The sequence below is a fragment of the Microbacterium sp. F2 genome (assembly GCF_052274505.1).
Taxonomy (GTDB): Bacteria; Actinomycetota; Actinomycetes; order Actinomycetales; family Microbacteriaceae; genus Microbacterium.
This window is the reverse complement of sequence record NZ_JBNVBV010000001.1, coordinates 570,863-595,027: the sequence shown is the minus strand read 5'-3', so window position 1 is coordinate 595,027 and position 24,165 is coordinate 570,863. Positions and strand designations below refer to the sequence as shown.

Sequence of the window (24,165 nt, the reverse complement as noted above, 5' to 3'; positions counted from 1 at the left end):
CAGGATCCATGGTCACGCTTGGCACCGGGGGCACCAGTACAGCTTCCGCGACGCAGCCTCTTCGACGATGATTGCGGTGCCGCAGACTCGGCACGGCAGCCCGGCGCGGTGGTAGACCCAGTGACGGTCGTCGCGGTGTGCCATGGCGCGGCGGTAGGCGTCGGCATCCAGGTCGTCCATCGTCATCATCTGGCCGGTCTCGACGCCGATCTGCAGCAGTCGCGTCCAGTCACGCCAGAGTGACCTCACCGTCTCTTCCGGCACGTCACGCCCAGGAGTGTGCGGGTTCAATCGCGCACGGAACAGAAGCTCAGCTCGATAGACATTGCCGATTCCGCTGACGACCGACTGGTCCATCAGCAGCAGTCCGATCGGTGTCGGCGCCCGCCGCACCCGGGCGGTGAACCGCTCTTCACCCTCGGCGAGATCGTCGACGAGCGGATCCGGCCCGAGCTTTGCGATCGAGGCGGCTACCTCATCCGGCGTCTGCAGCTCGCATGCTGTCGGTCCCCGCAGATCAGCGCACGTCTCATCGGTGAGCAACCGCAGCCGAACCTGACCAACCACTGGCGGCGGCCACTGACCTTCCTCGTCGGGCAGGCCTGTCGTCTGCTCCGACATCCGCACGTGAACCCGTGCTCGCCGGGGGGCCCCGATCGAGGTGAGCGAATTCTCGCCCGCGGCATCCAGAATCGGCTCGTCGATCACCGTGCCGCGCTGGTTGGTCTGCCCCATCCGGCCGTTGGCCGCCGCGATGGTCGGGTCGGCGTCGATCACGCCCGCGAAGTCCCACGCACCGTACATACCGAGGTGCACACGCAGCCACAGATCCCCATCGAAGCGCAGGAACATCTGCTTGCCGACGGCACGGGCCTCGAGCATCTCTCGTCCCGCGAGCGCAGCTGCACCCTCGGCGAAGCGGCCCTGCGGACTGGATGCGTCAACCAGACGACCGACGAAGTTCCGCGCGAACTGCCGGGCGATCCGGTGAACGGAATGACCCTCGGGCATCAACCAGCTTCTGGGTCGAACGAGTCCGTCGCCGCGGTGCTCGCCACATCACGCGGGTCAGGCAGCAGAGACCCGTCGGCCTCGTACGCCGCGATCTGGCCGATCCGGCGCACGTGACGCTCCTCGTTCGAGAACGGCGTCTCGATGAACCGGTCGATAAAGGTCACGACCTCGTCGAAAGAGTGCTGCCGGGCTCCGATGGCGATGACGTTCGCATCGTTGTGCTGCCGGGCGAGTTCCGCGGTTGCGATGCTCCACACGAGGGCGGCACGGATGCCACGCACCTTGTTCGCGGCGATCTGCTCACCGTTGCCCGATCCCCCGAACACGATCCCGAGAGCTTCGACTCCCGCGCTCTGATCGGCGACGACGCCAAGAGCGGCACGGATACAAAACGATGGGTAGTCGTCGACGGCGTCGTACTCGATCGGACCGTGGTCGATGACCTCGTGACCCTGCTCGGCCAAATGGTGCTGGAGTTGCGTGGAGAACTCCATGCCGGCGTGGTCGGTGGCGATATGGATGCGCATGGCTCCCATCCTAGGGAAGCGCCGGTGAGCGACGGGGACCGATATTCGCCGATATGATGTTTTCATCATGCCATTGAATGATGCCCAACGCCCGCTTTACGAAGTCAAGGCCAACCTGTTCAAGGGGCTCGCGCATCCGTTCCGCATCCGCATCCTTGAACTCTTGTCTTCGAGCCCAGAAGTGAGCGTGGCCGATCTGCAAGCTGAGACGGCGCTCGAGGCCTCGCACCTGTCGCAACACCTGGCGGTGCTCCGCCGCCATCGCCTCGTGCAGTCGGAGCGCCGAGGCAGCCACGTGTTCTACCGACTTGCCGATCCCCGCGTTGCCGACCTGCTGGCTGTCGCACGAGCGCTGCTCCTGAGCATGCTGGAAGCCGACAGTGCTCAGTTGGCCCACGTCGACACACTGCCCTCGTTCGGCACGGTAGCGCCATGAGCCGGGCACGACGCTCGGCCCGGTCGCTCGCACGATCGGCGCGAGCGCTCTTGCCGAGCATCCAGGACTATCGCCGACTGCCACGCACGTGGCGGGGAGACCTCGTTGCCGGGGTCACCGTCGGAATCGTCGCGCTGCCACTTGCGCTCGGGTTCGGCGTGAGCTCCGGTCTCTCAGCTGAAGCGGGCCTGGTCACGGCGATCGTCGCGGGCATCCTGGCGGCGGTGTTCGGCGGGTCCAATGTGCAGGTTTCCGGGCCGACCGGAGCGATGGTCGTCGTTCTGGTTCCCATCGTCGCGACCCATGGTGCCGGTGCCGTGGTCGCTGTCACGGCGATCGCGGGCGTCATCGTTATCGCTGCCGGCGCTCTACGGCTCGGTCGCGCGGTTTCGTTCATCCCCTGGCCTGTCATCGAAGGGTTCACCCTGGGGATCGCAGTCATCATCTTCCTTCAGCAGGTCCCGCTTCTCACCTCACCGCATGCCGTGCACGCCGGCGAACACTCGTCGAACGCGATCATCGCCGCCGTCCAATCGATCGCCGAGGCCGACTGGTCGTATGTGCCGTGGTCTCTGGGAGCCGCCGCGATCGTGGCCGTCATCATGCTGATTGCGCCTCGGATTCACCGCGCCCTTCCCGGTTCCCTGATCGGTATCGCCGTCGTGACGGTGCTTGCCCTGATCGTCGCTACGCCGCTATCGACGATCGGCGCCCTTCCCTCGAGCCTGCCGGCGCCATCCGTTCCCTCGCTCGACCCGGCTGTCATCGGTCAGCTGCTGCTACCCGCGCTGACAGTGGCGGCGCTTGCGGCCATCGAGTCGCTGCTTTCGGCTCGTGTTGCGGCGTCGCTTGCCGACACGGGACCCTATGACCCCGATCGCGAACTCGTCGGCCAGGGCATCGCCTCACTCGGTTCCGCACTTTTCGGGGGGATGCCTGCCACCGGCGCCATCGCGAGAACGGCCGTGAACGTGCGTTCAGGTGGGCGCACACGCGTTGCCGCGATCACGCACGCGCTCGTCCTGCTGCTCGTTGTCATGGTGATCTCCCAGCCCGTCGGCGCGATCCCGCTCGCTGCTCTCGCAGGGGTGCTGATGATGACGGCTGTCCGGATGGTGCATGCCTCGACGGTGCGAGCGATCATGACCTCGACACGCGCCGATGCGATCGCCTTCGTCATCACCGCGCTCGTGACGGTGTCATTCGATCTCATCGTTGCGGTCATCATCGGCGTTCTGTTCGCAGGAGTCATTGCGGTGCGCAGCCTCTCCCGCCAAACCGGCGTGCGCCGCGAACCCATCAACGGAGAAGCGGTCCACGGGGATGAACGGATCGCGATCATCGCCATCGACGGGCCCCTCTTCTTCGCCTCCGCCGACCGCGTTTTCGAGCAGGTCGCGTCTCTCACCGATGTCTCGGTCGTCGTGCTCCGGATGTCTCAACTCGAGCTGGTGGACGCCACGGGCGCACGGATGCTGGCCGACATCATCCAGTCGCTCGAGCGACGCGGCATCACGGTGTTGATCAAGGGTGTGCAGCCGCTTCACGACGGTCTGTTCCGGCGAGTCGGGGTCTTGGATTCCCTGCGCCACCAGAATCACCTCTTCGCTGACCTGCCCGCAGCGATAACCCACGCCCGCAGTCACATCGCGCGAGAACTCGCGGCGTAGGCTTGGGGGTTGTCGCGCCCACAATGCGCGAGGCCGTGTCGCGGCATCCCTGAACCCTCACACACTTGGGAGCATCCGAAAGTGCCTGGAGAAAACCTCACCCGCATCGAAGCGCAGGAACGTCGCGGCGTCCTTGACACGCAGTCCTATGAGGTCGAGCTCGATCTGACCACCGGCCCGGAGGTGTTCCGCTCCACCTCAACGGTGCGGTTCACCGCAACCGAGGGCGCGTCGACGTTCATCGACCTGATCGCGCGGAACGTCCACTCGATCACGCTCAACGGGCGCAGCATTCCGGCATCCGCGTTCGCGGAGTCCCGGATCGCGCTCGATGAGCTGGCCCTTGAGAACGAACTCATCGTCGTCGCCGACTGCGAATACACGAACACCGGCGAGGGTCTGCACCGATTCGTCGACCCGGTCGACGGCGAGGTCTACCTCTACACACAGTTCGAAGTGCCCGACTCCCGGCGGGTCTTCGCCGTGTTCGAGCAGCCCGATCTGAAGGCGACGTTCCAGTTCACGGTGACCGCTCCCGCGTCGTGGAAGGTGATCTCCAACTCCCCCACCCCTGAACCCACACCCAGCGGCGAGGGCGTCGCGACGTGGGAGTTCGAGCCGACCCCACGCATCTCGTCGTACATCACCGCTCTCATCGCGGGGCCCTACGAGTCGACGTTCTCGGAGTTGACGAGCGCGTCGGGCCGCGTCATCCCGCTCGGGATCTTCGCCCGCAAGAGCCTGTGGCAGTACCTCGACGCCGACTACATCTTCGAGAAGACGCGTCAGGGCTTCGCCTACTACGAAGACAAGTTCGACTACCCGTACCCGTTCGCGAAGTACGATCAGCTCTTCGTCCCCGAGTTCAACGCGGGTGCGATGGAGAACGCGGGAGCCGTGACCTTCACCGAGGTGTACGTATTCCGCAGCAAGGTGACGGATGCCGTCAAGGAGCGCCGCGTCGTCACGATCCTGCACGAGCTCGCCCACATGTGGTTCGGGGACCTCGTCACCATGAAGTGGTGGAACGATCTGTGGCTCAATGAGTCGTTCGCGGAGTGGGCCTCCACGATCGCCACGGCCGAGGCCACCGAGTGGACCGAGGCGTGGACGACCTTCAACGCGATGGAGAAGACCTGGGCCTACCGCCAGGACCAGCTCCCCTCGACGCACCCCGTCGTCGCGGAGATTCGCGACCTCGAAGACGTTCAGGTGAACTTCGACGGCATCACCTACGCCAAGGGCGGCTCGGTGCTCAAGCAGCTGGCCGCGTGGGTCGGGATCGACGAGTTCTTCGCCGGGGTGGGCGCCTACTTCCGTAAGCACGAATACGGCAACACGGAACTTCGCGACCTGCTGACCGAGCTGGAGACCACCAGCGGACGCGAACTGACCGAGTGGTCGAAGAAGTGGCTCGAGACCGCGGGCGTCAACACCCTCTCCCCCGCGATTGTCGAGGCCGCAGATGGCACGATCTCGGCGTTCAAGATCGTGCAGACGGCACCGGCCGACTATCCGACCATCCGTCCGCACCGGCTCGGGGTCGGGTTCTACGACCTGCAGAACGGGGAACTCGTTCGCACCCACTTCACGGAATTGGACGTCGACGGAGACCTCACCGACGTACCCGAGCTCGTCGGCCTCGCCCGGCCCGACCTAGTGCTCCTGAACGACCACGATCTCGCGTACGCGAAGATCCGTCTCGACGAGCGCTCTCTGCAGACGGCGATCGACCATCTCTCGAAGATCTCCGACCCGCTTGCCCGCTCGCTCGTCTGGGGTGCGGCGTGGGATCAGACGCGGGATGCCGAGGCGTCGGCATCCGACTATCTCGACCTGGTCCTCGGCAACATCGCCTCTGAGACCGAGTCGACCACCGTGCGAACGACTCTCGCGCAGCTTCAGCTGGCGGCCAACTCCTATGTGAGCCCCGACAAGCGCGACACGTCTCGTCAGAAGGTGGCCGACGGGCTATGGGCCCTTGCCCAAGCTGCGGATGCCGGAAGCGACAGCCAACTGCAGTTCGTCACCGCGTTCGCGAGTTCCGCTGCAACCCCGGAACACTGGGAGACCGTGCGTGGTCTGCGCGCCGGCGAGATTTGCCTCGACGGTCTCACGATCGACACTGACCTGTCGTGGCAGCTGCTGGTATCGCTGGCCGCAGGCGGGGTCATCACCGAGGGCGTCATCGACGAAGCGCTGGCTGCAGACAACACGGCCAAGGGCGCCGAGTTCGCCGCCCAGGCCAAAGCTGCGCTGCCGACCCCCGAAGCAAAGAGTGCTGCGTGGTCGTCGTTGGTCGACTCCGATCGCCTGCCCAACACGCTCGTACGTGCCGCAGGTCTCGGCTTCACGCACCCTGCCGGCGTGCTGCTTCTCGATGAGTTCGTGGACCAATACTTCGCGATGCTGCTTCCGGTCTGGGAATCGCGCACCTACAAGATCGCCGAGTACCTTGTGCTCGGCCTGTACCCCGCACCGCTGGCGAACGCGAAGCTTCGCGACGCGACGCGCGCGTGGCTCACCGCCAACGCGGAAGCGCCTGCAGCGCTGCGCCGGTTGGTGGCCGAAAACCTCGCCGGGGTCGAGCGTGCCTTGGCGGTCCAGGAGCGCGACGCGAACTGAGCCACATTGCCACCACCTGCGCCCCGAGTGATCCAGCATCGCTCGGGGCGCAGGTTCTAGGATTCGTCTGATGCACAGATTCGATACGGCTACCACCTCGGGAAGCCTGTGGGATGGCTTTCTCAAGCTGCTCGGTGAGATCGGCGGCACGCTTCTGCAGATCGTCATCGTCCTCGCGAGCGCCGTGGTGGTCGTCTGGGTGCTGCGCCTGATCATCCGACGGGTCGTTCGCCGGATCGTCGAAGGCGCCAAGTCTCGTGCTCGCGTCGACGATACGCAGGCACTTGAGCGCTCGCCGCTGGCATCCGTTCGCCTGGTGCAGCGCACCCGCACGCTCGGGTCCATCATGCAGAACATCGTCAACGTGACCGTGGTGATCGTCGCGATCCTGCTGATCATCCTGATCCTCGCCGGCCCACAGGTGATGGGCTCGTTCACGCTGCTGAGCGCAGCCATCGGGGCAGGCCTCGGATTCGGCGCCCAGAACATCGTTAAGGATGTGCTCAACGGGATTTTCATCGTCGCCGAAGACCAGGTCGGCATCGGCGACGTCGCGGACCTCGGCCTTGCCACCGGAGTCGTGGAGTATGTCAGCGTGCGCATCACGCAGGTGCGCGACGTCAACGGCACGCTCTGGTTCGTTCGCAATGGCGAGATCACCCGCATCGGCAACATGTCGCAGGGGTGGTCGCGCGCGATCATCGACCTTGCCGTGCCCGTCGACGCCGACGTGGACGAGGTCGAACAGGCGATGCTGGATGCCGCCCGTGCGCTCGCGCAGGAGCCGAAGTGGCGCAGCCGCATCATCGAGGACCCCGAGGTCTGGGGACTTGAGTCGGTGTCAGGAGACGCGCTGGTCATCCGGATCGTGATCAAGACGCGGGCCGGGGCCAAGGATGACGTCGCCCGTGAGCTCCGGATGCGCCTCAAGCGCGCGATCGACGGCCTGGGTCTGACCCTGCCGCAGATGAACTCGATCATGCTGTCGGGTCTCGAGACTGCCGGCCGGGTGCGCGGCGCCAACCCGCCCCGAACCAAACCGACCCCGATCGCGCATCCTGGGGTTCCGGATCGGCCCGTTTGGCGCGCCAAGCGAACGAGCAAGAAGACGGATGCCGACTCTGAAGCATCCGAGGAAGCAGAGACGTGAGCACGCCCGAGCAGCAGTCCTTCTACGAGGCGGTGGGCGGACACGAGACGTTCGTGCGTATCGTCGACGGCTTCTACCGAGGGGTCGCAGATGACCCCGTCTTGCGTCCCATGTACCCCGAAGAGGACCTCGGGCCGGCTAAAGAGCGTCTGCTGATGTTCCTCGAGCAGTACTGGGGCGGGCCGACGACCTACAGCCAGCAGCGCGGCCACCCCCGCCTGCGGATGCGGCACGCACCGTTCCACGTCAATCCCGACGCGCGTGACAGATGGCTCGCACACATGCGCGCCGCCGTCAACGAGGCGGGATTGTCGCCCCTTCACGAAGAACTCCTCTGGGACTACCTCAGTCGCGCCGCGCATGCCATGGTGAACACGTTCGAACGAACCGAGATCGGGCCGGGGGCGGGCGGTCGCACAGACATTCCGCTGACGTCAGAGAACTGACGCGCACGACGCCGGCATTTCACGACAAGGGAGTCGCATGACCGAAGCATCCGTTCACCGCACCGACGTCCTCGTGATCGGATGGGGCTTGGCTGGCCTTGTCGCCGCCGCGGAGGCAGCCGCGGCCGGCAAGCGCGTCACAGTCCTCGACCAGGAGCCGCGCACGAACCTCGGCGGACAGGCGTGGTGGTCGTTTGGTGGACTGTTCTTCGTCGATTCGCCCGAGCAGCGGCGAATGGGAATCCGCGACAGCCTCGAACTGGCACGACAGGACTGGTTCGGCACGGCGGGGTTCGACCGCCCCGAGGATGCCTGGCCCCGCCGCTGGGCCGAGGCCTACCTCGAGTTCGCCGCGGGTGAGAAGCGCAGTTGGCTCCGCCAACGCGGCGTTGGCTTCTTCCCGGTCGTCGGGTGGGCGGAGCGCGGCGGCTACACCGCCGGGGGCCCCGGGAACTCCGTGCCCCGCTTCCACATCACGGGGGGTACCGGCCCCGGGCTTGTCACACCCTTCCAAGCGGCACTCGAGGATGCCGAGCGGGCCGGGATGCTGACAGCGCTCCCACGGCACCGCGTGACCTCGCTCACGGTGCGAGACGGTGCCGTGACGGGCGCTGCCGGCGATGTTCTCGCGCCCTCCAGCGCCGCCCGTGGCGTGGTAACGTCACGCGATATCGTCGGGCGGTTCGAGATCGAGGCTGGCGCGACAGTCGTCGCATCCGGAGGGATCGGCGGCAACCACGACCTGGTGCGCAGGTGGTGGCCCGAGCGACTGGGAACGGCCCCCACAGACATGGTCACGGGAGTTCCTGCATATGTCGACGGCTCCATGCTCGGTGTCACCGAGGCCGCCGGCGCAAACCTCATCAACCGCGACCGCATGTGGCACTACGTCGAGGGCATCCAGAACTGGGACCCGATCTGGCCGCTGCACGGCATCCGGATCCTGCCCGGTCCGTCCTCGATCTGGCTCGATGCCACCGGCGCGCGCCTTCCCGTGCCGTTGTTCCCCGGCTTCGATACGCTCGGCACCCTCGCACACCTCCGCGCGACCGGCCACGACCATTCCTGGTTCGTGCTGTCGCAGCGGATCGTCGAGAAAGAGTTCACGCTCTCAGGCAGCGAACAAAACCCCGACCTCACCGCCAAGGACGTGCGACTGCTGCTGCGCTCGCGGCTCGGGAAGGGCGCTGCCGGTCCCGTCCAAGCCTTTCTCGACCATGGCGCCGACTTCGTGATCCGAGACGACCTCGACAGCCTCATCGACGGCATGCGGGCGCTCCCCGGCGGCGAGGCTCTGGATGCCGACCGCGTCCGCTTCGAGGTCGAAGCTCGTGACCGTGAGATGGGCAACGACTTCACGAAAGACGCCCAGGTCGCGATGCTGCGCTCGGCTCGCGCCTACCGCGGTGACAGGCTCGTCCGCACGGCTGCCCCGCATCGCATCACCGACCCCGCTGCGGGGCCGCTCATCGCGGTCAAGCTTCACGTGTTGACGCGCAAGTCGCTCGGCGGCATCGAGACTGATCTGACCGGGCGGGTGCTCGGAGCCGGCGGCGAGCCGATCGAGGGACTGTTCGCCGCGGGCGAGGCCAGTGGGTTCGGTGGCGGCGGCGTGCACGGCTATCGCGCGCTCGAAGGCACCTTCGTCGGAGGATGCCTGTTCTCGGGCCGCGCGGCTGGACGGGGCGCAGCAGCGACCGTGTGACCGAGTCACGCGGCCTGGCGTCAGGTCAGTCCGCCGTCCACCGAGCGACCGTACGCTGACGGCTCGTCGCGGACCATGACCGGTGTGTCGCGGTTGAGGCTCTCGCCGCGGAAGAACGACTTCGCACGCGGGAACAGGAACCAGAGGAACATCAGCAGCACCCCGAAGGCGAGCGCGCCGACTCCCAGGACGAACGTGCCGCCGACGCCGAAGGGCACCGTGTACCCGTAGTCGACGCTGTACATGTCGATGGCCGACTGTACGAACGCGTAGGTCAGCATCAGCGCACCGAGCAGCGGGAACAGGAACTTGTAGAAGAAGTTCCGCCGTGAGGTGAACAGTTCGCGACGGAAGTACCAGACGCACGCATAGCCCGTGATGCCGTAGTAGAACGCGATAGCGAGCCCGAGCGAGAGGATCGAGTCCTGCAGGATGTTGTCGCTGATGAGCGTCATCCCGACGTAGTACACGACCGCGACGATCCCCATGAACAGGGTCGAGAACGATGGAGTCTTGAAGCGCGGATGCACTGTCGCGAACCGCTTGGGGAGAGCGCGGTAGGCAGCCATCGCGAGGGTGCCACGAGCTGTCGGAAGGATCGTCGTCTGGGTCGATGAGATCGCCGAGACCATGACCGCGACGACCAGCACCCACCCGAGCGGGCCGAGAAGCCCATCCTTGATCGCGATGAAGAAGTCGTCGGCGTTGGTCTCGTTTCCGAGACCCGTCGGGCCGTCACCGAGTCCGGCGTACATCATCGCCGCGATCGTCACCGCGACGTAGGTGAACAGCAGGATGACTGTCGTGAGCAGCGCTGCGCGGCCCGGGATTCGCCGCGGATCCTTCGTTTCTTCGTTGAGCGCCAGCGTTGTGTCCCAGCCCCAGTAGATGAACAGAGCAAGCAGGATGGCCTGAACGAAGCCGCTCCAGTCACCGATCGCGAACGGGTTCAGCCAGGACCACTCGAACGGCGTCGGATCGGGTGCGCTGCCTGCGAAGAAGTGCCAGAGGGCTGCGACGATGAAGATCGCGAGTGCGAGATATTGCAGGCCGAGCAGGATGTTCTGAACCCTTTCGCCGATCTCGACGCCTCGCCAGCTGATCCGCGTCATCGCCACGATAAAGACCACACCCGTTGCCGTCACCAACACGGCGTTATCGGCCAAGAGAGCATCAATCCGGGATCTCACGGTTGAGTTCCCGGTACGCGTAGGCGATGAAGAGCATCGGCACGAACGCCAGCACGAAGATGATCGGCGCCTGCGCGCCCACCGCGATGACGATGAACCCGAGCGTTGCAACCAGCGAGTACACCGGCGCCGTCGATGCCAACCCGATGACGGTCGATCCCCACAAGCCCAGGGTGCCGGCTGCCAACCCCTTGCCCTCGGGTGCCGTGAAGTTAATCGGCGCAGTCGCCATTCCGTCACCGTAGGGGCACGGCGAATTCGCGGTCAAGCATATGTTTCGGCCGGCCCTCAGCCGAGGACGCCCCCGGCCCGCGGCCCGCGCGGGTTCATCCCGGATCTGCGCACCAGAACGTGCCCGCGGCGAAGAGACAACCGCACCCAGGCACCGGTTTCGCGCATCGGCACACTCTCGGCATCTGACCCGAGAAAGCCAAGCACCTGGGCGACAAATCCGACGCCGCGCGGTAGTCCGCCGAGGGCTGCATCCGGCGCTCCCCACACCGCTGCACGGATCTGACGCACCACATCCTCACCCGCGTTCGTGGGGACCGATGTCGCGACCTCCTCCATGCCGCGGTGGGCAGCCGCTGCGAGGTCTGTCGATGAGATCTCGCCGCCGAGCGTCCAGCCCGAAACGGGAGGGGAAATGCCGGCCCAGGCCGCGCGCATGCCGGCGTCGGGTAACTCAAGTGTCACGCCCTGAGCCCGCAGAGAGGCGCCATCGACCACCAGGTCGCACGCGAGCTCCGGGTCAACGGCGAGGACTCGGACGCCGAGGATCGTCGGCGCCGTGTCCAGGATCCCGCGCGGCGCGATGGGGGCGCAGGTCATGACGAGCATGCCATCGGCGGCTCGGAGGCGGACGGCGCCGTCTCCGACACGTGCAGCTCGCGAGGCGAAGGTCTGGGCGTCCACAGCGGTCTCGGCGTCGGCGAGATTCAGGGGCGTCGGCATCCGACCTAAACTACCAAGCGGAACAGCTGCCGCGGCCGCGGCGATACCAGCAAGCTCCGGGAGAACCGATGACCGACGGCGCCACGAACACCCCCCGGGAGGTCGTCGAAGCCGATCCGGTAGCTTCGCTCCTCGCCGTTCTCACGCTTTCCTTCAGCGGTGCCCGGACGACGGAAGACATCTTCACCGGCGTCTCCCAGTCGATGCCGCTCGGACGTGTGTACGGCGGCCAGGTGCTGTCCCAGTCCATCGTGGCGGCATCGCACACGCTGCCGCCCGGACGAACCGTCCACTCGATGCACGGGTACTTCCTGCGACCGGGAGACTCCTCTGCGGGAATCACTTTCGCGGTGGATCGGATCCACGACGGGCGATCATTCTCGACCCGCCGAACACAGGCGTACCAGGATGGCGTGCCGATCTTCTCGATGATCGCCTCATTCCAGGATGAGGGCCCTGGCGTGGAACACGCGGAGCCGATGCCGAGCGGCATCCCTCACGCGGACGAGCTCCCCGACCTCGAGGATCACTTGGTCGGTCTGCATCCCATGAGCAAGCGCATGTTCACCGACCGGCCGCTCGATGTGCGCCATGTTCCCGGCCCCATCTATCTTCACGTGGAAGGCGAGCACGTCCCTCACCAGGCGGTGTGGCTTCGTACGCGCCGATCGCTGCCCGACGACCCCGACCTGCATCGCGCCGCGCTCGCTTACCTGAGCGACATGACGATCCAGGAGTCCGTGCTGCGCGCTCACGGCGTCGCCTGGTCAACACCGGGACTCAAGGTTGCGAGCCTCGACCACGCCATGTGGTGGCACCGGTTCGCGCGTGTCGACGAGTGGTTGCTCTACGTTCAGGAATCACCCAGTGCCCGTGGAGGCCGGGGTCTCGCTACCGGCAGAATCTATTCCTCGGAAGGAATACTGGTGGCGAGCGTCGCGCAGGAGATCACGATCCGCCTGCCGCACGACCGCGACTGACCTGCTTAGCGTCCGGTCTGCGCCCGCTCAGCGGCTGTGTCCGTATCGCAACGGTTCACCGACGTAGGGCGCCCAGGCTTCCCGTTCGACCTCGCTCAGACGCACGGGCCTGCCGGTTTCGGCATCCACCTTCACAACAACCGTCGTTGCACGCGCGTAGATCTGCTGGCCGTCCGCGCCAGCGGTCTCCAGCGGGCTGCAGACCTCGTAGCATACGTCGATGCTGGAACCACCGAGCCTGCCGAACCAGAGCTGGACGTCCAACGGATGCCGCTGGTAGGGAACAGGGAGCAGGTACTCGATCTCCTGGCGAGCAATGAGCGTCAGGACGCCGGCGTGCAGACTCGAGTCCATCACGGCCGTTGGCGGTGCACTCTCGCCGGTGCCGGGTCGCCAGAACGCGCGAACCCGCGCCTCTTCGAGGAGCTTGAGCATTGAGGTGTTGTTGACGTGATTGAATGCGTCGAGGTCGCCCCACCGCAGGTGGATCGGTAGGTGCAGCCGAGCCCCGCCGGACACACCTGCTTCGGTCTCGCTCATGCCGGGTCAGTCGCGCGTGAGTTTGCGGTACGTGGAGCTCGCGCGGTTGAGCGCATCCGGCCCGAGTCGCTCGAGCTTGTTCTTCTCGTAGGCCTCGAAGTTGCCCTCGAACCAGTACCAGGCATCCGGCTTCTCGTCGGTACCTTCGTACGCAAGGATGTGCGTCGCTATGCGGTCGAGGAACCACCGGTCGTGGGTGATGACCACGGCGCAACCCGGGAACTCGAGCAGGGCGTTCTCCAGAGACTGAAGAGTCTCGACATCGAGGTCATTCGTTGGCTCGTCGAGCAGCAGGAGGTTTCCGCCCTCCTTGAGGGTGAGTGCCAGGTTGAGGCGGTTCCGCTCACCACCAGAGAGGACGCCTGCCTTCTTCTGCTGGTCAGGTCCCTTAAAGCCGAACTTCGACACGTAGGCACGCGAGGGAATCTCCGTCTTACCGACCGTGATGATGTCCAGCCCGTCGGACACGACCTCCCACAGCGTCTTCGTGGGATCAATGTTCGAGCGGGACTGGTCGACGTAGCTGATCTTGACCGTCTCGCCGATCTTCAAGTCGCCGCCATCGAGCGGCTCAAGGCCGACAATGGTCTTGAACAGCGTCGTCTTACCCACACCGTTGGGGCCGATGACACCGACGATGCCGTTGGGCGGAAGGCTGAAGCTCAGTCCATCGATGAGGGAACGACCGTCGAACCCCTTCTGGAGCCTTTTGGCTTCGATCACGACGCTTCCCAGGCGCGGCCCCGGCGGAATCTGGATCTCCTCGAAGTCGAGCTTGCGAGTGCGCTCGGCCTCGGCGGCCATCTCTTCATATCGAGCCAGACGAGCCTTCGACTTGGCCTGACGACCCTTCGCGTTCGAGCGAACCCAGTCGAGTTCCTCCTTCAGCCGCTTGGCAAGCTTCGCGTCTTTCTTGCCCTGGACATCCAGCCGCTCCGCCTTCTTCTCGAGGTAGGTCGAGTAGTTGCCTTCGTAGCCGATCAGTCGGCCGCGATCGACCTCCGCGATCCACTCAGCGACATTGTCGAGGAAGTACCGGTCGTGGGTGATGGCGATCACCGCACCTGCGTACTTCTGCAGGTGCTGCTCGAGCCAAAGCACGCTCTCGGCGTCGAGGTGGTTCGTCGGCTCGTCCAGCAGGAGCAGGTCGGGCTTTTGCAGCAGGAGCTTCGTGAGGGCGACGCGGCGCTTCTCGCCACCCGAAAGGAGCGAAATCTGCGCATCTCCCGGGGGCGTGCGCAGCGCATTCATGGCCTGGTCGAGTTGCGAATCGAGGTCCCACGCGTCTGCCGCGTCGATCTCTTCTTGCAGCGTGCCCATCTCGGCCAGCAGGCTGTCGAAGTCAGCGTCAGGGTCGCTCATCAGGCCCGAGATCTCGTTGAACCGATCCAGCTTGGCCTTGACCGCGATCCCGTCTTGGATGTTCTCGAGAACGGTCTTGGATTCGTCGAGCTCCGGCTCCTGCATCAGGATGCCGACACTGAACCCCGGGGTAAGGATCGCCTCTCCGTTTGACGGGGCGTCAAGACCCGCCATGATCTTCAGGATCGTCGACTTGCCGGCACCGTTCGGGCCGACCATTCCGATCTTCGCGCCCGGGAGGAACGCCATCGTCACGTCGTCGAGGATCAGCTTCTCGCCCACAGCTTTGCGGGCGCGGACCATCTGATAGATGTACTCAGCCATAGCCCGACCAGTCTACGGGCCGCCCGAGTGTCGCCCGCGCGTCACCAGTCGATGGGTCGGGTGTCTCCGATCAGGCACAGGCCGGTCTGGAGGCCCGGCATGACGGCCACTACGGGGTCTCCCGTGGAAGGGCCGACCTGACCGACTAGGCATTCCTCCCCCCACCGGACCGAGAACTGGATGCTCTCAGCCGGGTTCCCGACAGTCGACTCGTCGTACGTGACCTCCATTGCCGATTTGTCGAACCCGACCTGAGTGAGGCCATCGATGTAGGCGCGTCCCTGGAAGCGCTGATCCGTCGCCCACACGGCTGCAACGACGTCGGTGAAGAAGGGCAGGGCCTCATCGGCTGTCGTTGCCTCACTCACCTGTTGCGGCGCAGCAGGGGCTGTTTCGGTGGGAGTCGGCGTGACGCTCACCGTCGGTGTCGGCGACGGGGTGGGCGCTGCAGTACATCCAGCGAGAACACCGGCTGCCAGAGCCGCCCCGAGTAGTCCGACGACAACGCCGGATCGGAGAGCTCTCGCCGGCACGAACCGGGTTGTCAGTCGATCGGCGCACACGCAGAGGAGTCTAGAGCCCCTCCGCCGACTGCACGCTGGGAGGCTAGAACGGTGTCTCGCCACCGACCGGGACAGCCGGGGCGGCGCTGTCGAGGCCCGGTGCCGCCCAGGCATCCTCAGCTTCGCCCGAGCTCGACGGCGAAGCAGACGCGTTAGCCCCCGTGGCCTGCTTCGTGTAGGACGTGGTTCCCCACCGCAGGTCGTGGCCGACCGCTTCGGCATCGATGTCGATGCTGACTCCCTTCTTGCCTCCGGATTCCCAGGGGCGAAGACGTAGCCGGCCCGTAACCACCAGCGGCTCGCCCTTCGTGACCGAAGCCGCGATGTGTTCGGCAAGTCCCCGGAAAGCGGAGACGTTGTACCAGTTCGTGCCGTCGTCGACCCAGGTGCCCGTCGAGCGGTCGAGGCGCCGCTGCGCGCTCCCGAGCCGAAAGTTCACGACGGCGAGCCCTCCCGCCGTGACCTTGAACTCGGGGTTTCCCGCGACGTTTCCCGTAACGGTGATGGTGTCGTACATTTCTCCCTTTCCCGCCCAGAGCCGTTCCGGGCTGCGCTGGTACCCGAGTGCCCGTCGGGTACCAGCGCTGAGATCAGGCTCGCCGACCAGCGCGCCCGGTGGAGCACGACCCTGCTCAGGAGTGGACAGGTGCCGCGCGAGGACGGCTGGGGAGGATGCCTCAGGCCGTGACGTACTCCGAGAAGCGCGCCCGCACCTTGTTCACCTTGGGGACCGCGACAGCCAGGCAGTACCCCTGCGTGGGGTTCTTCGCGAAGAAGTCCTGGTGATACTCCTCCGCGGCGTAGAACTCACCGAGGGGCTCGATCGTGGTGACGATGCCGCCATCCCACCACTCGGCCGCGCGATCGCGCGCAGCCTCGAAGAGCTCCCGCTGGTGGTCGTCGGCGGGAAACATCGCGCTGCGGTACTGGGTGCCGACGTCATTACCCTGTCGGTTCAGCTGCCGCGGGTCGTGCATCGTGAAAAAGGCATCCAGGATCACGTCGTCCGAGATGACGTCGGGATCGAAGGTGACCGCGACGGCCTCGGCGTGCCCCGTGCGGCCCGTGCAGACAAGCTCATAAGAGGGGTTCTCGACGGTGCCGCCGACATAGCCCGAAACGACCGACGACACTCCGCGAAGAGCACGGTAAGCCGCGTCGAGACACCAGAAGCAGCCGCCTGCGAGAACGAACGTGTGCATGATTTCTCCTTGTTGTGGCGCCGGGTTCTCGGCGCCACTGAACACAACAGTCTCCCGCGAACTGCTGTTCCCCGCGACGTGTCGGTGGTCGGATCTATGTTCGATCGCGGAGGGAGACACAGATGCAGGCATCACGCATACAGCTCATACCGATCGGAATCGATGCTTGGCGCGTTGTCGATCCCGGCCGCGGCCCCATCGGTCACGTGCGCGTCGGTCGAGACGCCCAGGGCGAGCATTTCTCCGTCAAGCGCTTCCATCCGAGCGACCGGCGATTCCATGCGCTCGGACAGTTCGGGAACCGGGATGACGCCATCGACGCGCTCCTGTTGTCGACCTGACATCTGACCCGAGGCCGGCGGCTCAGACCGGTGAGCTCCAGAGATCCCGAACACCGTGCGGAGCATCTCGAAGCACCCCCGGCCAGACGTCCGCGAGAATCTCGACAGCTCGGCGCAGGTCGCTGGGCGGCGCGGTGAACGGGATGCGGAGGTGCCGTTCGTTTCCGCCATCTGGCGCGAACCTCGGACCGGCCGACAGGAGCAGGCCCGCCGCTCGAGCCTGGAGCACCAGCGCCGAACTCAACGGTGCGTTCAGTTCGACCCAGAGGGCAACTCCTCCATCAACCGAGGGCACGCGCCACTCCGGCAGCAGCTCCGAGAGCGCTGACACGAGGGCATCCCGTCCCTCGCGCAGGAACTCACCGCGATGGCGCGCGATCTCGGGCAGCCGAGGGATCAGCCCCGTCGCCACTGCCTGCTCGAACTCGGGAGTACCGAGGTCGTACGCCGGGCGTTCCTGCACAAGCCGGTCGATGAGGTCATGATCGGTCCGGATCCATCCGACCCGCAAGCCGCCCCATACGGTCTTGCCGAGTGACCCGACGCGCACGACCAGGGACTCGTCGGTCCCACGGAAGCCACGGTCATGAACCCCACGATCGATGTCGAGGTCGGCTGTGGTCTCATCGATCACGAGCCGGGTTCCCGAGCGACTCGCCGCGACCATGATGGTCTCGCGCTCGTGCGCCGACATGCTGCGGCCCGTCGGGTTCTGAAAGTCGGGCATGAGGTAAGCGAGGGAGGGCCGGGTACGAGCGAAGGACTCTTCGACGCGCTCGAGATCCCATCCACTTTCAGCCGTCACCGGGATGCCGACGAGCCGCCCGCCCGCACGCCGCAACGCGTCTGCCGCATGCGGATACGTGGGAGTCTCGATCGCTACGCGATCGCCGCGGCCGATGAGCACGCTCGCCAGCAGATGGATTGCGCTTTGGGCGCCGGGGGTGATCATGACCTGGCGCGCCTCGGTCGGCAGGCCACGAGCGCGGAACTGCTCAGCGATGGCTTCCCGCAGCTCAGCGCGTCCGAGAACGTCGTACCCTGACCGCGAGGCGAGCGTCGCCGCATCGGCGGCAACTTCCGCCATGTGCCCGGCAAGGCCAGGCCACGCTGGTGGGCTCGCCTGCTGCAAGTCGATGGTGCCCGCCGTTCCGAGCACGCGCCCGACCTCCCGGCGGCCGAGCGGGAGAGTAACGCTTCCCGAACCGCGCAGGCTGCTGATGTGACCGGAGTCACGAAGGCTCTGATAAGCCATCGACACGGTGCTACGGCTGACCCGAAGAGCGGATGCCAGTTCGCGCTCCGCCGGAAGCGCAGTCCGCGGCGCGATGCGGTTGTCCAAGCACAGCAGACGGATGCCGTCAGCGAGGGCCTCATACGCCGGTTCACGGGTGCGCCATCCGCCTAGAGCAAGCGTCAGCGAACGCGCAGACATTCGCGACTCCATGGCCACTCCTTCCTAATTGGACTGGTCACATCAGTCCACTTCTGGTCTTGGATGGTGCCATGCCTCGCCGCATCCTGCAACTTCTCATCGGGCTCCCCCTCTACGGTGTCGGAGCTGCGCTGACCGTGGATGCTGGTCTGGGCGTCGACCCCTGGACCGTGCTGGCCGAGGGCCTGTCGATCAGGACGGGCATCGGCGTCGGATGGATGACGAACATCCTCGGCCTCGCGATTCTGCTGGTGTGGATTCCGCTTCGCCAGCGCCCCGGAATCGGCACCCTCGCCAACATCCTGACCGTTGGCACCGCCATGCAGGTGACCCTCTGGGTACTGCCACCGATCAGTGGATTCGTCGCTCAGCACGCTGTGCTTGTGGGAGGCATCCTGCTGGTTGCCATCGCCTCGGGGCTCTACATCGGTGCCCGCTTCGGGCCGGGCCCTCGCGACGGACTCATGACGGGTCTGCGCAGCCGGTTCGGGATGCCGATCTGGGCAGCTCGCGCCAGCGTCGAGCTGACAGCGCTCGTCATCGGGTGGCTTCTGGGCGGCACGGTCGGTCTTGGCACCGTGCTGTTCGCGGCGACCATCGGCCCCCTCGTCCACATCACGTTGCCGCTGTTCGACACCGCTCGCATGCGGGCGACAACACCGCGTGGCGCCGTGCCGGCCGCTCCCCTCGCTTCACCGAGGTAGGACTACTTGGGGTGAGTAACGGGACTTGAACCCGCGACCCCCTGGACCACAACCAGGTGCTCTACCAACTGAGCTATACCCACCATGTGCGCACCGGAGTGCGCAACCAAAAGATTCTCTCACACGCCAGAGGCGAACGCCGACACGGCGGCAGCCGCTGCCTGCTTGGCCTCATCGCTGGTCGGACCCGGCTCCGGAACGAACACGACGCTGCGGTAGTAGGCAAGCTCGCGCAGCGACTCGCTGATGTCGGCGAGGGCGCGGTGACCGCCATCCTTCGCCGGCGCGTGGATGTAGGCACGCGGGTACCAGCGTCTGGCGAGCTCCTTGACACTCGAGACGTCGACGTTGCGGTAGTGAAGCCACCGATCGACGCGAGGCATGTACTTGGCAAGGAACATCCGGTCGGTGCCGATCGTGTTGCCCGCCAGCGGCGCCTTGCCTTCGAGCGGCACAAAGCGCTGGATGTACTCAAGAACCTCGAACTCGGCCTCGGCGACACTGACGCCGTTCGGAATCTCCTCGAGCAGGCCAGACTTCTCGTGCATAGCGGTGACGAAATCGTTCATGTTCGCCAGTGCGGAGGCGTCGGGTTTGATCACGATCTGGAAGCCGGGATCCAGCGGACGCAGCTCGAAGTCGGTGACGATGACAGCGATCTCGACGAGTTCATCGACGGCGAGATCCAGTCCGGTCATCTCACAGTCGATCCATACCAGCCGGTCGTTCTCGCTCGAAGCCATGCCGCCCATCCTAGAGCTGGCACTCACGGCACCCGCGGCGGCTCCCGGTAATCTGGTGGATGCGCCTCCGTAGCTCAATGGATAGAGCATCGGCCTTCTAATCCGACGGTTACTGGTTCGAGTCCAGTCGGGGGCACCAGATGAGTGGCGGGAAGGCGCGGGGGCACGATGATCGAGATGGATGCCGACGCGTTCGAGCACCTGGTCGTCGAGGAACTGGACCGGCTGCCCGACGACATGGTCGACGGACTCGACAACGTCATCTTCGTGGTCGAAGACCGCGGCGAGGATGGTTCCCTCGACCTCCTGGGCCTCTACGACGGGTGGGCGCTGACCGAACGCGACCGATATGGCGTGGGTGAGCTCCCCGATCGGATCATCGTCTATCGTGAAGCCCACCTGGCGGCGTGCGATGATCTGGACGAACTTCGCGCTGAGGTCCACACGACTCTCGTGCACGAGATCGCGCACTTCTACGGGATTGACGATGACCGACTCCACGAGTTGGGATGGGCTTGATGAATAGCGCGACACTCCCTCGGGCCGATGAGGATGTCGACACACGCCACGCCGCTGACATGCCGTGGCAGACGGTCGTCTGGAATGACCCCGTCAACCTCATGAACTACGTCACCCACGTCTTTCGCAGCTACTTCGGTTTCAGCGCGGAGCGGGCCGAGGCTCTGATGCTCGCCGTGCATCATGAGGGTCACGCCGTGGTCGCTGAGGGCGCGCGCGAACAGATGGAGCTTCACGTTCATGCCATGCATGACTACGGGCTTTCGGCGACTGTGCGGAGGGCGCCGGCATGACCCGCGAACTCGTGATGGCGATCACGCGCATCGAGGCTCTGCACCTCTCGCAGATGACGGAGCAGTTCCGGGACCTCCTCGATGCCACGACCGATGCGTCAAGCGATGATGCCGTGGCACGCCTCGTCCCCGAGGGGTATCTCGACGATGACGCTGCGGCTCGCGAGTTCCGTCGCTTGACCGAGCGCGAGCTCCTCGATCGCCGCCACGCGGATGCGGAGACCGTTCTCGGCATCCTGCGCCCGACGCTCCCGACCTTGCCGGTTGCATCCGACGACCCGGAACTCACGGAAGAGGTTGTCGTGCACGCGAGCGCCGATGACGTGAGCGCGTTGCTGCGCACGCTGTCGGCGATTCGGCTCGTGCTGGCGACGCGGCTCGGGATTCAGGCCGACGACGACCACGACGCCGCTGATCCGCGTTTCGGGATCTACGACTGGCTCGGCTACCGCCTCGACAGCCTCGTCACCGCGATCGACGCGGACTCCGGCGAATTCTGACCGGGCGCGACGCGGGTCGGCTCAGGGAACGACGAAGACTCGCGTAGCGTGCGCCGCGGGCTCATCACGAGTGATGTGATCGTCTTCCTGCCGCGCCCAACGCTCCCAGTGTGGGCGGTAGGTGTCTCCATCGCGCTCGAGGGCCCTCTCTCGTCGAGAGTCGGCTGGCGATTCGACCCAGACCCGCACACCCGCGAGCACCGCAGTCGCCGGGGTGAGGATGCCGGATCCTTCGACCACGAGCGGCAGACCGGGGTCAACACCATGGGACTCCGCGTACTCACCTGCACCCCAGTCCCACCGCCGCCAGCGCCCGTGCTGCCCGGCGGCGTGCGGGATCAGGACGTTGTGCGTGACATCCTCGACGGCGGCATCCAGGCCATCCCATCCCGGGTAGGTCGAATCCAGAGCAAGCAGCTGCGGCAAGGCATCCAACGGCCAGCGATCGAGAAGGAGGCGGGTCAGGCTCGTCTTGCCGGCCCCGCTGCGCCCATCGATCAGGATGACGGGCGACGGCGCGGCACACGCCAGGATGTCGTCACGCAGGACGCCGGTGGCGTCGGTCAGAACCTGACCGACCGGGTCGTCACTTCTTGAGCGCGCGGATGACACGAATGAGCACGTGGCCGGCGACCCACACGAATGGGATGCCGACGGCGAGCAGAGAGATCAGGTTGGGCTCGAAGCGCAGGTCGTCGCCGCGTCGAATGTAGGCGCCGATCGGGATCGCGGTGCCGCCAGCGCCGCCGCCCCCGTTGCCGCCCTCATCCGAGCCTCCACCGAACCCAGAGGATGCGAGTGCCACCGGGATGATCTTGATGCCGTCGACGTCCTGCTGTTCTCCGTAGATCCCGGAGACGCCGAAGGATGCTGCCTGCTTGCCGAGTTCGAGCGCGATGTTGGGCATAGCCCCACGCTACCGGCCCGAGACCCTCGAAGACAGGGCGGCGTCGATCCGATCCTGGTCAGCGCGGATCATCGCGAGGGAGTCGAGGGTTAGAGGGAAGCGTCCCGCCGCCGCGCTCGCTGATAAGCGTCGCGCGGGTGATCGCACCTCGACCGAACCGCGCCGCGGCAGTGTCGAGCGCGGACTCGACGCGGCGCCACTCTCCGTCATCGTCCCAGAGCGCCGGCGCAGACTCGGCGAGGGTGCGCAATTTCTCAGCGCGAACACCGACGAGCCGGACGGGTAGTCGACGGTCGATGGCGTCGAACAGCTCGAGCGCGACCTCCCCGATACGTTGCCCGACCGAGCTCGGCTCAGGGAGGCTGCGCGAGCGGGAAACGGTGCTGAAGTCAGCGAATCGCACCTTGATCGCCACCGCACCGGCCTCCCAGGATGCCGCACGAAGTCGCGCCGCCACCCGGTCTGCCAGGCGACGCAGTTCCGATCGCAGGACTGCAGCGTCGCTGATATCGGTGTGGAAGGTTTCCTCGTGCCCCACGCTCTTCTCAACACGGGTCGCCGTGACCTCCCGCGCGTCGCGTCCACGCGCGAGGTTCCACACGCGCTCCCCCATCGCTGCACCCAGGGCGCGCTCGAGAACGGCCTGCGGTGTGTCCAACACGTCGGACACCGTACGGATGCCTCGCGATTCGAGTGCCTCGGCAGCCTTCGGTCCCACTCCCCATAGCGCGCGCACCGAACGTGGCGCGAGGAACGCTGCGGTGTCGGCTTCGGCAACGATCAGAAGGCCATCCGGTTTACTCAGCGTCGAAGCCATCTTCGCGACGTGCTTGGTTGCTGCGGCGCCGACGCTACAGGTCAGGCCAGTCTCGTCACGCACGCGGGCGCGAAGCATCCGCGCGATCGTTCCGGGAGAACCCCACAGGCGCCGCACTCCTCGCACATCCAGGAAGGCCTCATCGATCGAGAGCGGCTCAACCATCGGCGTGATGTCGTGGAAGACGCGCATGACCTCGCGTGACAGCGCCACGTAACGGTCGAAGTGAGGCGGAACCACGATGGCCTGTGGGCACAGGCGCAGTGCCTGCCCCACCGGCATCGCGGCACGAACGCCGAACGCGCGAGCCTCGTACGAAGCGCTGGACACCACCGACCGACTCTCGGGCGCACCGATGATGATGGGCTTTCCCGCGAGGGTCGGGTCATCGAGCACCTCGACCGCAGCGTAGAACGCATCCATGTCGACGTGAAGGATGTCGGCGCCGGTGTCATCCGCATCGTCGGGCGACACGAGGCGATTCCTGCCGTCCCCTCGTCCCATGCATCCATTCTCGCCCGCACCACCGACAGTGCTCTCTCGGCATTCCCATCACCACCAGATGGACGGCGCTCAGCGATAATAAATACCCTAGGGGGTATCTAGCAAGCGGATCGAAGGAGCACACCGTGATCACCACTACCCGTTCTCTTACCGTCGCGGCGGCCGCACTCACGATGGTGGGGCTGACGGCATGCACGACGACGCCGCCCAGCGCCCCTGTTGACGCTTCCGCGGCGCCGACGACCGAGAACTTACCGACGTCGACCGAGCCCCCACTCGCCGACGCCGCCTCAGGTGACGTCGACGCTCAGCTGCTCTATCTCATCGAAGAGGAGAAGCTCGCGCACGACGTCTACACCGTGCTCGGCGACCTCTGGGGCGGCAACGTCTTCGCGAACATCGCAGCGTCCGAGATCTCGCATCAGGATGCCGTAGCAACACTCCTCGTGGAGTACGACATTGCCGATCCGCGCTCGGACGAGATCGGCGTGTTCACCGACCCCGACCTCCAGGCGCTCTACGACCAGCTCGTGGCCGAAGGCAGCCAGTCCAGGGCGGCCGCAATCGACGTCGGCATACTCATCGAGCAGGCCGATATCGCCGATCTGCAGAACACTCTCGATGGCGCTCCCGATGATGTTGCGGTCGTCGTCGAGCGCCTGCTGAGGGGCTCGGAGAACCACCTGGCTGCGTTCGAGCGGCAAGCCTGATCGA

25 protein-coding genes, 2 tRNA genes and 2 pseudogenes are annotated in these 24,165 nt (G+C 65.9%); 13 read left to right on the top strand and 16 right to left on the bottom strand.

Annotation, left to right across the window (positions count from 1 at the left end; all coding sequences use genetic code 11):
• Nucleotides 1-12 precede the first annotated feature (12 nt).
• Nucleotides 13-1,011 carry an Fpg/Nei family DNA glycosylase gene (locus ACQVDU_RS02985; protein WP_443476212.1) on the bottom strand — a complete coding sequence of 333 codons (999 nt, stop codon included), beginning with the start codon at nucleotides 1,009-1,011 and terminating at the stop codon, nucleotides 13-15.
• On the bottom strand, nucleotides 1,011-1,541 hold the full coding sequence (locus tag ACQVDU_RS02980) for a ribose-5-phosphate isomerase (protein ID WP_300590371.1): 531 nt from the start codon (nucleotides 1,539-1,541) through the stop codon (nucleotides 1,011-1,013). The genes ACQVDU_RS02985 and ACQVDU_RS02980 overlap by 1 nt, the downstream gene beginning before the upstream one ends.
• 67 nt (nucleotides 1,542-1,608) lie before the next feature.
• Here ACQVDU_RS02980 and ACQVDU_RS02975 point away from each other — a divergent pair, with 67 nt between their 5' ends.
• The 6 genes from ACQVDU_RS02975 (at nucleotide 1,609) to ACQVDU_RS02950 (ending at nucleotide 9,573) form a co-directional block, all read left to right on the top strand.
• The gene (locus ACQVDU_RS02975; RefSeq protein WP_300590372.1) at nucleotides 1,609-1,977 is read left to right on the top strand and encodes an ArsR/SmtB family transcription factor; all 369 of its coding nucleotides are present in this window, start codon (nucleotides 1,609-1,611) and stop codon (nucleotides 1,975-1,977) included.
• Nucleotides 1,974-3,647: a SulP family inorganic anion transporter gene (locus ACQVDU_RS02970; protein WP_300590373.1), complete on the top strand. Its 1,674-nt coding sequence runs from the start codon at nucleotides 1,974-1,976 to the stop codon at nucleotides 3,645-3,647. The genes ACQVDU_RS02975 and ACQVDU_RS02970 overlap by 4 nt, the downstream gene beginning before the upstream one ends.
• 81 nt (nucleotides 3,648-3,728) lie before the next feature.
• On the top strand, nucleotides 3,729-6,272 hold the full coding sequence (pepN, locus tag ACQVDU_RS02965) for an aminopeptidase N (protein WP_300590374.1): 2,544 nt from the start codon (nucleotides 3,729-3,731) through the stop codon (nucleotides 6,270-6,272).
• A 70-nt stretch (nucleotides 6,273-6,342) separates the two neighbouring features.
• Nucleotides 6,343-7,422, top strand: a complete 1,080-nt coding sequence (locus tag ACQVDU_RS02960; protein ID WP_443476211.1) for a mechanosensitive ion channel family protein — start codon at nucleotides 6,343-6,345, stop codon at nucleotides 7,420-7,422.
• Complete coding sequence (locus ACQVDU_RS02955; RefSeq protein WP_300590523.1) at nucleotides 7,419-7,868, top strand: globin; 450 nt, start codon at nucleotides 7,419-7,421, stop codon at nucleotides 7,866-7,868. Before ACQVDU_RS02960 ends, ACQVDU_RS02955 begins: the two co-directional genes overlap by 4 nt.
• Nucleotides 7,869-7,905: 37 nt before the next feature.
• Nucleotides 7,906-9,573, top strand: coding sequence for an FAD-binding dehydrogenase (locus tag ACQVDU_RS02950; RefSeq protein WP_443476210.1), 1,668 nt, complete (start codon nucleotides 7,906-7,908; stop codon nucleotides 9,571-9,573).
• 20 nt (nucleotides 9,574-9,593) lie between these two features.
• Here the strand turns inward: ACQVDU_RS02950 and ACQVDU_RS02945 are convergent.
• Nucleotides 9,594-10,995 (bottom strand): annotated as a pseudogene (locus ACQVDU_RS02945) (APC family permease).
• 56 nt (nucleotides 10,996-11,051) lie between these two features.
• A complete protein-coding gene (locus tag ACQVDU_RS02940) occupies nucleotides 11,052-11,717 on the bottom strand; it encodes a hypothetical protein (protein WP_443476209.1) in 666 nt (221 codons plus the stop codon).
• Between the two features lie 68 nt (nucleotides 11,718-11,785).
• Between ACQVDU_RS02940 and ACQVDU_RS02935 the strand changes: the two genes are divergently transcribed.
• On the top strand, nucleotides 11,786-12,697 hold the full coding sequence (locus tag ACQVDU_RS02935) for an acyl-CoA thioesterase (protein ID WP_228178195.1): 912 nt from the start codon (nucleotides 11,786-11,788) through the stop codon (nucleotides 12,695-12,697).
• Nucleotides 12,698-12,724: 27 nt separating this feature from the next.
• Here the strand turns inward: ACQVDU_RS02935 and ACQVDU_RS02930 are convergent, their stop codons facing one another.
• The 7 genes from ACQVDU_RS02930 to yczR form a co-directional block, all read right to left on the bottom strand.
• Nucleotides 12,725-13,237, bottom strand: coding sequence for an acyl-CoA thioesterase (locus tag ACQVDU_RS02930; protein WP_443476208.1), 513 nt, complete (start codon nucleotides 13,235-13,237; stop codon nucleotides 12,725-12,727).
• Between the two features lie 6 nt (nucleotides 13,238-13,243).
• Entirely contained in the window at nucleotides 13,244-14,923 is a 1,680-nt protein-coding gene (gene ettA / locus ACQVDU_RS02925; RefSeq protein ID WP_443476207.1) for an energy-dependent translational throttle protein EttA, read from the bottom strand.
• A gap of 41 nt (nucleotides 14,924-14,964) precedes the next feature.
• Nucleotides 14,965-15,486 carry a DUF6993 domain-containing protein gene (locus tag ACQVDU_RS02920; RefSeq protein WP_331791562.1) on the bottom strand — a complete coding sequence of 174 codons (522 nt, stop codon included), beginning with the start codon at nucleotides 15,484-15,486 and terminating at the stop codon, nucleotides 14,965-14,967.
• A gap of 43 nt (nucleotides 15,487-15,529) precedes the next feature.
• Nucleotides 15,530-16,003 carry a single-stranded DNA-binding protein gene (gene ssb, locus ACQVDU_RS02915; protein ID WP_443476206.1) on the bottom strand — a complete coding sequence of 158 codons (474 nt, stop codon included), beginning with the start codon at nucleotides 16,001-16,003 and terminating at the stop codon, nucleotides 15,530-15,532.
• 160 nt (nucleotides 16,004-16,163) lie between these two features.
• The gene (gene msrA, locus ACQVDU_RS02910) at nucleotides 16,164-16,688 is read right to left on the bottom strand and encodes a peptide-methionine (S)-S-oxide reductase MsrA (RefSeq protein WP_300593281.1); all 525 of its coding nucleotides are present in this window, start codon (nucleotides 16,686-16,688) and stop codon (nucleotides 16,164-16,166) included.
• Nucleotides 16,689-16,819: 131 nt separating this feature from the next.
• Nucleotides 16,820-17,032 carry a hypothetical protein gene (locus ACQVDU_RS02905; RefSeq protein ID WP_443476205.1) on the bottom strand — a complete coding sequence of 71 codons (213 nt, stop codon included), beginning with the start codon at nucleotides 17,030-17,032 and terminating at the stop codon, nucleotides 16,820-16,822.
• Between the two features lie 19 nt (nucleotides 17,033-17,051).
• Nucleotides 17,052-18,476: a MocR-like transcription factor YczR gene (gene yczR, locus ACQVDU_RS02900; protein WP_300593284.1), complete on the bottom strand. Its 1,425-nt coding sequence runs from the start codon at nucleotides 18,474-18,476 to the stop codon at nucleotides 17,052-17,054.
• A 59-nt stretch (nucleotides 18,477-18,535) separates the two neighbouring features.
• On the opposite strand from yczR, the gene yczE reads away from it, so the two are divergent.
• A complete protein-coding gene (yczE, locus tag ACQVDU_RS02895; RefSeq protein ID WP_300593287.1) occupies nucleotides 18,536-19,168 on the top strand; it encodes a membrane protein YczE in 633 nt (210 codons plus the stop codon).
• Between the two features lie 7 nt (nucleotides 19,169-19,175).
• On the opposite strand, the gene ACQVDU_RS02890 is transcribed toward yczE, so the two are convergent.
• Nucleotides 19,176-19,251 (bottom strand) — tRNA-His (locus tag ACQVDU_RS02890).
• 36 nt (nucleotides 19,252-19,287) lie between these two features.
• Nucleotides 19,288-19,911: an oligoribonuclease gene (orn, locus tag ACQVDU_RS02885; protein WP_443476204.1), complete on the bottom strand. Its 624-nt coding sequence runs from the start codon at nucleotides 19,909-19,911 to the stop codon at nucleotides 19,288-19,290.
• A 63-nt stretch (nucleotides 19,912-19,974) separates the two neighbouring features.
• Here orn and ACQVDU_RS02880 point away from each other — a divergent pair.
• The 4 genes from ACQVDU_RS02880 to ACQVDU_RS02865 all read left to right on the top strand — a co-directional run bounded on the left by ACQVDU_RS02880 (nucleotide 19,975) and on the right by ACQVDU_RS02865 (nucleotide 21,223).
• Nucleotides 19,975-20,050, top strand: a tRNA-Arg gene (locus ACQVDU_RS02880).
• Between the two features lie 29 nt (nucleotides 20,051-20,079).
• Nucleotides 20,080-20,430, top strand: a complete 351-nt coding sequence (locus ACQVDU_RS02875; protein WP_300593556.1) for a metallopeptidase family protein — start codon at nucleotides 20,080-20,082, stop codon at nucleotides 20,428-20,430.
• Nucleotides 20,421-20,723 carry an ATP-dependent Clp protease adapter ClpS gene (gene clpS / locus ACQVDU_RS02870; RefSeq protein WP_443476203.1) on the top strand — a complete coding sequence of 101 codons (303 nt, stop codon included), beginning with the start codon at nucleotides 20,421-20,423 and terminating at the stop codon, nucleotides 20,721-20,723. The genes ACQVDU_RS02875 and clpS overlap by 10 nt, the downstream gene beginning before the upstream one ends.
• Nucleotides 20,720-21,223 (top strand): DUF2017 family protein, encoded by a 504-nt coding sequence (locus ACQVDU_RS02865; RefSeq protein ID WP_443476202.1) that lies wholly within the window; start codon nucleotides 20,720-20,722, stop codon nucleotides 21,221-21,223. The genes clpS and ACQVDU_RS02865 overlap by 4 nt, the downstream gene beginning before the upstream one ends.
• 21 nt (nucleotides 21,224-21,244) lie before the next feature.
• On the opposite strand, the gene ACQVDU_RS02860 is transcribed toward ACQVDU_RS02865, so the two are convergent.
• The 3 genes and pseudogenes from ACQVDU_RS02860 to ACQVDU_RS02850 form a co-directional block, all read right to left on the bottom strand.
• A complete protein-coding gene (locus tag ACQVDU_RS02860; RefSeq protein ID WP_300593552.1) occupies nucleotides 21,245-21,835 on the bottom strand; it encodes a hypothetical protein in 591 nt (196 codons plus the stop codon).
• A complete protein-coding gene (locus tag ACQVDU_RS02855) occupies nucleotides 21,810-22,130 on the bottom strand; it encodes a hypothetical protein (protein ID WP_195691589.1) in 321 nt (106 codons plus the stop codon). Before ACQVDU_RS02855 ends, ACQVDU_RS02860 begins: the two co-directional genes overlap by 26 nt.
• 58 nt (nucleotides 22,131-22,188) lie before the next feature.
• Nucleotides 22,189-23,481, bottom strand: a pseudogene (locus ACQVDU_RS02850) (DNA polymerase IV); the annotation flags it as partial.
• Nucleotides 23,482-23,576: 95 nt separating this feature from the next.
• Between ACQVDU_RS02850 and ACQVDU_RS02845 the strand changes: the two are divergent.
• Nucleotides 23,577-24,161 carry a DUF2202 domain-containing protein gene (locus tag ACQVDU_RS02845; RefSeq protein ID WP_443476201.1) on the top strand — a complete coding sequence of 195 codons (585 nt, stop codon included), beginning with the start codon at nucleotides 23,577-23,579 and terminating at the stop codon, nucleotides 24,159-24,161.
• Nucleotides 24,162-24,165: the final 4 nt, after the last annotated feature.

Bases quoted from the DNA above. Each gene is read 5' to 3' on its own strand.
- ACQVDU_RS02985 (WP_443476212.1), bottom strand. From the start codon at position 1,011: ATGCCCGAGGGTCATTCCGTTCACCGGATCGCCCGGCAGTTCGCGCGG.
- ACQVDU_RS02980 (WP_300590371.1), bottom strand. From the start codon at position 1,541: ATGCGCATCCATATCGCCACCGACCACGCCGGCATGGAGTTCTCCACG.
- ACQVDU_RS02975 (WP_300590372.1), top strand. From the start codon at position 1,609: ATGCCATTGAATGATGCCCAACGCCCGCTTTACGAAGTCAAGGCCAAC.
- ACQVDU_RS02970 (WP_300590373.1), top strand. From the start codon at position 1,974: ATGAGCCGGGCACGACGCTCGGCCCGGTCGCTCGCACGATCGGCGCGA.
- ACQVDU_RS02960 (WP_443476211.1), top strand. From the start codon at position 6,343: ATGCACAGATTCGATACGGCTACCACCTCGGGAAGCCTGTGGGATGGC.
- ACQVDU_RS02950 (WP_443476210.1), top strand. From the start codon at position 7,906: ATGACCGAAGCATCCGTTCACCGCACCGACGTCCTCGTGATCGGATGG.
- ACQVDU_RS02940 (WP_443476209.1), bottom strand. From the start codon at position 11,717: ATGCCGACGCCCCTGAATCTCGCCGACGCCGAGACCGCTGTGGACGCC.
- ACQVDU_RS02935 (WP_228178195.1), top strand. From the start codon at position 11,786: ATGACCGACGGCGCCACGAACACCCCCCGGGAGGTCGTCGAAGCCGAT.
- ACQVDU_RS02930 (WP_443476208.1), bottom strand. From the start codon at position 13,237: ATGAGCGAGACCGAAGCAGGTGTGTCCGGCGGGGCTCGGCTGCACCTA.
- ettA (WP_443476207.1), bottom strand. From the start codon at position 14,923: ATGGCTGAGTACATCTATCAGATGGTCCGCGCCCGCAAAGCTGTGGGC.
- ssb (WP_443476206.1), bottom strand. From the start codon at position 16,003: ATGTACGACACCATCACCGTTACGGGAAACGTCGCGGGAAACCCCGAG.
- msrA (WP_300593281.1), bottom strand. From the start codon at position 16,688: ATGCACACGTTCGTTCTCGCAGGCGGCTGCTTCTGGTGTCTCGACGCG.
- ACQVDU_RS02905 (WP_443476205.1), bottom strand. From the start codon at position 17,032: ATGTCAGGTCGACAACAGGAGCGCGTCGATGGCGTCATCCCGGTTCCC.
- yczR (WP_300593284.1), bottom strand. From the start codon at position 18,476: ATGGAGTCGCGAATGTCTGCGCGTTCGCTGACGCTTGCTCTAGGCGGA.
- yczE (WP_300593287.1), top strand. From the start codon at position 18,536: ATGCCTCGCCGCATCCTGCAACTTCTCATCGGGCTCCCCCTCTACGGT.
- orn (WP_443476204.1), bottom strand. From the start codon at position 19,911: ATGGCTTCGAGCGAGAACGACCGGCTGGTATGGATCGACTGTGAGATG.
- ACQVDU_RS02875 (WP_300593556.1), top strand. From the start codon at position 20,080: ATGATCGAGATGGATGCCGACGCGTTCGAGCACCTGGTCGTCGAGGAA.
- clpS (WP_443476203.1), top strand. From the start codon at position 20,421: ATGGGCTTGATGAATAGCGCGACACTCCCTCGGGCCGATGAGGATGTC.
- ACQVDU_RS02865 (WP_443476202.1), top strand. From the start codon at position 20,720: ATGACCCGCGAACTCGTGATGGCGATCACGCGCATCGAGGCTCTGCAC.
- ACQVDU_RS02855 (WP_195691589.1), bottom strand. From the start codon at position 22,130: ATGCCCAACATCGCGCTCGAACTCGGCAAGCAGGCAGCATCCTTCGGC.